This is a genomic window from Caulobacter sp. B11 (assembly GCF_002737765.1).
Classification (GTDB): Bacteria; Pseudomonadota; Alphaproteobacteria; order Caulobacterales; family Caulobacteraceae; genus Caulobacter.
Map to the genome: position 1 here is coordinate 1 of NZ_PEGG01000142.1, position 6,953 is coordinate 6,953.

Here is a 6,953-nt window from a genome sequence, read left to right on the forward strand (position 1 = left end):
TCAGTCGCCCGGCCAGGCGGCGGCCCACCTGAGCTCGGAACTCGTTGGAGCGATCGACGAGGAAATCACGATCGATGGCGTCGTACTGGTACATCGCTCTACTTCCTGCGGATCAGGTCGACACGGCCGGTCGATCGCGCGGCGCCGGCCGCATGGCGCAGCGCCTCGATCACCGCCCCGCCCTCGGCCTGCTTGCCGTGCGTCGGTTCATTGGTCGGACCCAGGGCCCGGATGCGCTCGCGATAGCTGAGCGGCGCCCAGCGGCCGTCGGCCTCGACCAGGTCGATCGGATAGACGTCGATCACGACCGTCGGCTGGGCCTTGCCGATGGCCACGGCGGCCTCGACCGGCGCGTCGGCGTCGAACAGCTCGGCCTGGCCGAAACCCTCGACCCAGGCCCCGGCTTTCCAGAACACGACTTCACCGTCGCCCAGGCGATTGGCTGTGATGGCTTTCATTCGGAAAATCCGCTCATCCCCGCGAAGGCGGGAACCCATAATGAATCGCCGCTTGGGTCCGCGCTTTCGCGGGGTTGGGCGGATGTTGCTGCGCCATCGCCATCGCTTCGCCGACCATCAACAGCGCCGGCCCCTTGAGGCCCTGCGCGGCGACCGCAAGCTGGCTCAGGCTGGTGAGGATGCGGCGCTCGTCGACCCGGCTGGCGTTCTCGACGATCAGGGCCGGAGTGGCGCCGGCGCGACCGGCGGCCATCAGGCCGCTCGGCGATCAGGCCGGCGGTGGTGACGCCCATATAGATGACGACGGTCTGGTTGGGTCGCGACAGGGCGGTCCAGTCAAGGTCGGGCTCGCCGTGCGCCGCGTGACCGGTGACAAAGGTGACCGCCTGGGCGACGGCGCGATGGGTCAGGGGCGCCCCGGCTCCGGCCGAGGCGGCCAGGGCGGCGGTGACACCGGGGATGACGTCGCAATCGACGCCGGCCGCGCGGCAGGCGGCAAGCTCTTCGCCGCCGCGCCCGAACAGGAACGGATCCCCGCCCTTCAGGCGCACGACATACAGCCCCTCAAGCGCCAGGCCGACCAGCAGCTGGTTGATGTCGTCCTGCGGCAAGGTATGGCGCGACTTGCGCTTGGCCACGTCAATGCGGCGGGCGGCGGACGAGGCCAGAGCGAGAATTTCGGCCGAGACCAGGCCGTCATGCACGATGACCTCGGCGGCCTGAAGCGCCTTCAGCGCCTTGATGGTCAGCAGGTCGGGATCGCCCGGGCCGGCGCCGACCAGCCGCACGCGTCCCGGCGCGCGCGGGCCCGTCCCACCGTCGATGACGATCAGGCCAGGCCGGGCGGATCGGTCGGACGCCCGAGCCATGGTGCAGGTCCTCTATAAGCGCCGCCCAGCGACGATCGCGTCTTGGTGGCTTGGCCCGACAGGGAATTGCGGAATCGAAGGCGGGGCGAATCCGAGGATTCGTCCCGCTCGTGTTCGCCAATGAAAAGGGCCATTCCCTCAGCGAACGCTTGCAAACTGAGCTTGGGCAGGCCACTTCGCAAACAAGGACTTCTGCCGGGGCGTTCAGTAAAACTCATGGAAAGACCGTCGGAACGACGCCGTCTCCCGCCGCTCAACGTTTCGAGGCGGCGGCGCGTCATCTGAACTTCAGCCGGGCCGCCGACGAGCTGTCGGTGACCCCGGAGCCGTCAGCCAGCAGATCCAGAATCTGGAAGACTATGTCGGCGCCGCCCTGTTCAAGCGCACCCCCAAGGGCCTGCTGCTGACCGACGCCGCCCAGACCGCCCTGCCCGCCCTGCGAGAGGCCTTCGACCGCCTGGCCGAGGCGGCGTCGCTGCTGACCGCCGCCGTCGACGGCCGCCGCCTGACCCTGACCGCCGCCCCCTCCTTCGCCGCCAAGTGGCTTGTGCCGCGGTTGGGCAAGTTCGAACAGGCCCAGCCCCAGGTCGATGTCTGGCTGTCGGCCGGCATGGAGGTCGTCGACTTCAACGCCGGCGAGGTCGACCTGGCCATCCGCTACGGTTCGGGCCGCTATCCGGGCCTGGAGGTGGTGCGCCTGCTCAGCGAGACCGTGGTGCCCGTGGCCAGTCCAGAGCTCCTGGCCGCCAATCCCCTGGCCAGTCCGCTGGACCTGTCGCACCATATCCTGCTGCACGACGGCTCGCCCGACGCCGACGACAGCTGCCCCGACTGGGCCATGTGGCTGGCGGCGCGCGGCCTGAAAACCGTCGACGGCTCGCGCGGCCCGCGTTTCAACCAGTCCAGCCTGGTGATCGAGGCCGCCGCCAACGGCCGCGGTATCGCCCTGGCCAAGCAGACCCTGGCCCAGGCCGATCTCGACGCTGGCCGCCTGGTGATCCCATTCGAGATTCCCACGGCCGTGGACTTCGCCTATTACGTCGTCCATCCCAAGGCCAAGGGACGGCTGCCGCAGGTCAAGGCGTTCGTCTCCTGGCTCAAGGAAGAGGCCGCCGCCCATGAAGCGGCCCTCCTCACCATGGACAACGGCGCGGGCATCTAGGGCTAAATGGTCAAGACGAGTATCGAGGTCGGCGAACGACAGACTGCCGCCGACTGCCAGAGCATGGCCGACGTCCGCCAGGGCGTGGACGCCCTCGACCGCGCTCTGGTCGCCCTGCTCACCGAGCGCCAGAGCTACATGGCCGCCGCCGCCCGCATCAAGGCCGACCGCTCCAAGGTGTTCGACCGAGCGCGGATCGAGGACGTGGTGACCAAGGTCCGGGCCGCGGCTCGCGAGTCTGGTCTCTCCGAAGCGATCGCCGAACCCGTCTGGCGCACCCTGATTGATCGCTGCATCGCCTATGAATACGCCAGCTGGGACGAGACCCGGGGCTAGGCCAAACGGCCGACGCGATCCTCTCCTTTTTGGGAGGATGCACCCGCCGGGGGGCAGCACGTCGGGTCGATCCAGGCCCACCAACAGCCACAGTTCGATTGTATTGCCCGCGCTCAACCTCTACTAGCAAGCCGGTTCAGTACAGCAGTTCAGGCTCGGCGCGCGACATGACCCAATGGCCCGTCATCAGTTCAGATTTCAGCGCGTATCGCGAGAACCCTGAACTCTGCGCGGTGGAAATCCCCGTGGGCACCTGCTCGGCGGATACAATCGTCGTGTTCGGGCAGGACGGCTATCTGTTCGTCCACACCGGCGCCAACAACATCAACGGCCAGTACCTGATGCCGCAGGACGAGGCGCAAGCCCTGGCGGCTCAATGGGCCGAAACCCTTGATCGCCGCCGCGAGACCGCCAAGGCCGCCGGCGTGCAGTTTCTGCAGATGATCGTGCCGGAAAAGTCCTCGTTGCTGCCGCAGAAGACCCCCTTCCCGGCCGCCGCGGGCACGCCGCTGATGCAGGCGCTCAGCGCTTCGCAGGCGTCGCACCCGGACTATATCGACGTGCGGGTCCTGTTCGACGCCGACGAGGCCCTGATCGCCTTCCCGAAGGCCAACGGACACATGTCAGCGTTCGGCAGCGTCAAGGCCTTCCAGGCCGCCCTGGCGCGGCTTGGCCTGGAGCCGCCGACCATCACCTTCGGCCCACCCCAGATCAAACGCTCGGACCTGTCCGACCATTTCGGCGGCCTGCAATTTTACAATCGCGTCGCCTTTCCGAACTCGCCGGAGATCGAGACCTATTCCGCCGGCCTGCAGGAAATTCTCGTCATCGAGGACGCCGGCCACCGCGGCCAGCGCCGAGGCTGGAGCAATCCGAGCGCGCCGATCAAGAAGCGAGTGCTGGCGTTCGGCAATTCGTTCTTCGAACGCGGCGGATCTCCCGAGTGCCTCTCCTGGTGGTTCGCACGCTGGTTCGAGGAGTTCCAGTTCATCTGGTCCCCCGATCTCGATCCCGCGGAAATCGAGGCCTACAAGCCCGACATCGTCATCTGCCAGACCATCGAACGGTTCCTGCCGCAGGTTCAGGGCCGCTAGGCTCCGGGCCGCGAGCCCGCCTAACTTCGCAGCGAGCGAAGCGCGCGCTCGTGCGCATAGGCGGCGATGTCCATCAGGGCCGCGTCCAGAGCCGTACGGACGGCCTGCAGGCTGGCCGACGCCGCCTCGCACTGCTCGCACACGTCGCCCAGCGCAAAGGCCCCCACGCCCCGCGCCGCGCCCTTGACGGTGTGGACCGCGTCGCGCCAGCCATCGTGACTGGGATCGAGCATCGGCGTCCACAGCGCGGCCTGTTCGCGAAACAGCGCCAGCACCTCATCGATGACCTGGGAATCCCCCGCCGCGAACCCTTCCAGATAGGCGAAATCGACGGCTCCGGTGATATCTCGTTTCGCCACGAATAAGTCCCCTTGCGTTCCCGGATTCTTTGCGTATGTTCCGCGCCTCGCCGCCGGGCATCTAGGTGCTTCGGACCGAGCGGGCGCATAGCTCAGTTGGTAGAGCAGCTGACTCTTAATCAGCGGGTCGTAGGTTCGAATCCTACTGCGCCCACCACTTTCCTTCCGAAAATCAACGATCTGAATTCACCCCACCGGGGACCCCGCCGATCTTTCGACGATCAACGGGCGCGCCGGCGTTCTGGCCGGTCAACGACCATCCAGAGTTCAAAAGGCCTACGCTGATTGCCGCCGGGTTTCCAGCGGAAGGGCGCGCGCGGCGCCGCGGCCGCGGTCCGGCGCCTGCAAGCAAGCCGCCGGACCGGGCGTTGGGCGTCGACTAGACGCGCTCGATGATGATCGCCGGGGCCATGCCGCCGGCGGCGCACATGGTGACCAGGCCGCGCTTGAGATCGCGGCGCTCAAGTTCGTCGAGGATGGTGCCGATCAGGATCGAACCAGTCGCGCCGATCGGATGGCCGAGGGCCATGGCGCCGCCGTTCACATTGACCTTGTCGCGGTCGAGCTTGAGGTCGCGGATGAACTTCTCGGCCACTACCGCGAAGGCTTCGTTGATCTCCCACAGGTCGATGTCATCGACGGTCAGCCCGGCCTTGGCCAGCACCTTGCGGGCGGCCGGAACGGGGGCGTTGAGCATCAGGGTCGGACTGTCGCCCATATTGGCCATCGCCACGACCCGCCCGCGCGCCTTGAGGCCATGGGCGGCGGCATAGGCCGGCGAGGCCAGCAGCACCGCCGCAGCGCCGTCAACGACGCCCGACGAATTGCCGGCATGGTGGACGTGGTTGATCTTCAGGTCCGGATAGACCTGGTTGATCAGGCCGCCCAGGGTCATGCCGGACTCGTCGATCGGCACGCCGGCCATCATCTCGAACGAGGCCTTCAGGCCCGACAGGCTTTCCAGGGTGGTTTGCGGGCGGGGGAACTCCTCGCGATCCAGCGCCACCGAGCCGTCGTCGCGGAACACCGGCACCAGGGAGCGGTCAAAGCGGCCCTCGCGGATGGCCTGATCGGCGCGCTGCTGGCTGACCACGGCCAGTTCGTCGAGGGCCTGTCGGGAGATGCCTTCCAGCGTGGCGATGGCGTCGGCGCAGACGCCTTGATGGGTCTGGGGATGGCGGGCCCGCAGGCGCAGATTGCCCGAGTCCAGCAGACCGACCGACGAGCGGTCGGCGGTGGCGGCGGTGTAGGACATCATCTCGGTCCCGCCGGCGATCACCAGGTCTTCCATGCCCGACATGATCGAAGCGGCGGCCAGGTTCACCGTGGTGATGCCCGAGCCGCAGAAGCGGTCCAGGGTCATGCCGCTGGCGCGAACGTCATAGCCGGCGTCCAGCGCCGCCATGCGGCCCAGATCGCCGCCCTGCTTGCCGCGCTGGGTGCTGGTGCCCCAGATGATGTCGTCGACCTCGCCGGTATTAAGGTTGTTGCGCTCGGCCAGGGCCTTGAGCACCGTGGCGGCCAGATGCTGGGGATGGAAATCGGCCAGGGCGCCCTTGCCGACCTTTCCGATGCCCCGCGGCGTGCGGCAGGCGTCAATAATCAGGGCTTCAGGCATGGCGAGTTCCTCCGGATCGGCTGTTTTGACGATCTGACGAGGCGCGACGTAAGGTCAGTCCAGCGGATTCTCAGGAGCGTTGGTCGCGGCGGCCGCATCCACCAACACGGGCCGTATCGTCGCCACCACCGACGCGCTGTCGCGCGAGGGGGCTTCCTCGGCGAGGTCGCCCGACGCCGCGAGCAGGGCTTCACCGGCGGCGGTGATCGTCCAGCCTTCACGATTACGCTCGGCGAACCCAACCTCGGTCAGGGCCCGGGCGTCGCTGATCTTGATCCAATCGACCTGCTCGCCGGCCTTCTTGCGGGCAAGGTTGCGCAGCGCCGTCAGCTTGCCGGATCCAGAGTCATCCTAATGCCGACCAAGGCGGACTGGGGATGTCGATGGGGTAGAGCACCGGGCGTCTTCGTCGTTCAAGACGCTTCTCCTGGCCGGCGGACAGGCCGGCGCGGGGGCATCATAGGCGCTTGGAGCACGACGCGACGCACGAATTCTTCAATAAGGACCCTCATGTCCCGCGCACCGTCCGGCCTCGGGACACCCACAGGCTTGTGGGCGCTGTGCGGCGAGGGGTTTTCCCGGGTGGAGCGCGCTCCGCGACAAGCTTGTCTTGACGTCGGCGTCGCTTGCACGCGCAATCGCGAACCTTGTGGTGACGTCCGGCGTTCAACCGGCTGCCGACAGGTCGAGGGAAGAAACACGCCATGCCTACGCCACGCCACCACGGCCCTGCTGGTCGTCCCCATGCTGCTCATGCTCGTCGGCTGCGGCGCGGGACCCTCCCTGCCACCCGAGCAAGGCTTCGGCGCGAACCCCACCCTGCCCGAGCCGCGCAAGGGCTTCCTGCCCGTGGTCAAGATCGCGCCGGCGGTGCGCTGGGCCCCGGCCAAACCCCCAAGGCCGCGCCTGGCTTCGCCGCCGTCACAGCCCTGGCCGCCGGCCTCGACCATCCCCGCTGGATCCATGTGTGTGCCCAATGGCGACGTGCTGGTCGCCGAAACCAACGCCCCGCCCAAGCCCGAGGACAGCAAGGGCCTTAAGGGTTGGTTCGAAAAAG

5 protein-coding genes, 1 tRNA gene and 3 pseudogenes are annotated in these 6,953 nt (G+C 67.7%); 5 read left to right on the forward strand and 4 right to left on the reverse strand.

Translation table 11 applies throughout. The features are described 5' to 3' along the window. Positions 1-98 precede the first annotated feature (98 nt). Positions 99-458, reverse strand: a complete 360-nt coding sequence (locus CSW58_RS07135; RefSeq protein ID WP_099446824.1) for a DUF2849 domain-containing protein — start codon at positions 456-458, stop codon at positions 99-101. A gap of 13 nt (positions 459-471) precedes the next feature. Then, a pseudogene (gene cobA, locus CSW58_RS07140) lies at positions 472-1,327 on the reverse strand (uroporphyrinogen-III C-methyltransferase). A 216-nt stretch (positions 1,328-1,543) separates the two neighbouring features. Between cobA and gcvA the strand changes: the two are divergent. From gcvA to CSW58_RS07155, 3 genes and pseudogenes are all read left to right on the forward strand, one after another. Next, positions 1,544-2,489: pseudogene (gene gcvA, locus CSW58_RS07145) on the forward strand (transcriptional regulator GcvA). A gap of 6 nt (positions 2,490-2,495) precedes the next feature. Continuing rightward, positions 2,496-2,825 carry a chorismate mutase gene (locus CSW58_RS07150; RefSeq protein ID WP_099446825.1) on the forward strand — a complete coding sequence of 110 codons (330 nt, stop codon included), beginning with the start codon at positions 2,496-2,498 and terminating at the stop codon, positions 2,823-2,825. Positions 2,826-2,992: 167 nt separating this feature from the next. Continuing rightward, complete coding sequence (locus CSW58_RS07155) at positions 2,993-3,919, forward strand: hypothetical protein (RefSeq protein WP_099446826.1); 927 nt, start codon at positions 2,993-2,995, stop codon at positions 3,917-3,919. 20 nt (positions 3,920-3,939) lie between these two features. On the opposite strand, the gene CSW58_RS07160 is transcribed toward CSW58_RS07155, so the two are convergent. Continuing rightward, entirely contained in the window at positions 3,940-4,278 is a 339-nt protein-coding gene (locus CSW58_RS07160) for an Hpt domain-containing protein (RefSeq protein ID WP_099446827.1), read from the reverse strand. 81 nt (positions 4,279-4,359) lie between these two features. Between CSW58_RS07160 and CSW58_RS07165 the strand changes: the two genes are divergently transcribed. After that, positions 4,360-4,435, forward strand: a tRNA-Lys gene (locus CSW58_RS07165). 222 nt (positions 4,436-4,657) lie between these two features. On the opposite strand, the gene CSW58_RS07170 is transcribed toward CSW58_RS07165, so the two are convergent. After that, entirely contained in the window at positions 4,658-5,896 is a 1,239-nt protein-coding gene (locus CSW58_RS07170; protein ID WP_099446828.1) for an acetyl-CoA C-acetyltransferase, read from the reverse strand. A gap of 744 nt (positions 5,897-6,640) precedes the next feature. Between CSW58_RS07170 and CSW58_RS07180 the strand changes: the two are divergent. Next, positions 6,641-6,953 (forward strand): annotated as a pseudogene (locus tag CSW58_RS07180) (sorbosone dehydrogenase family protein); the annotation flags it as partial.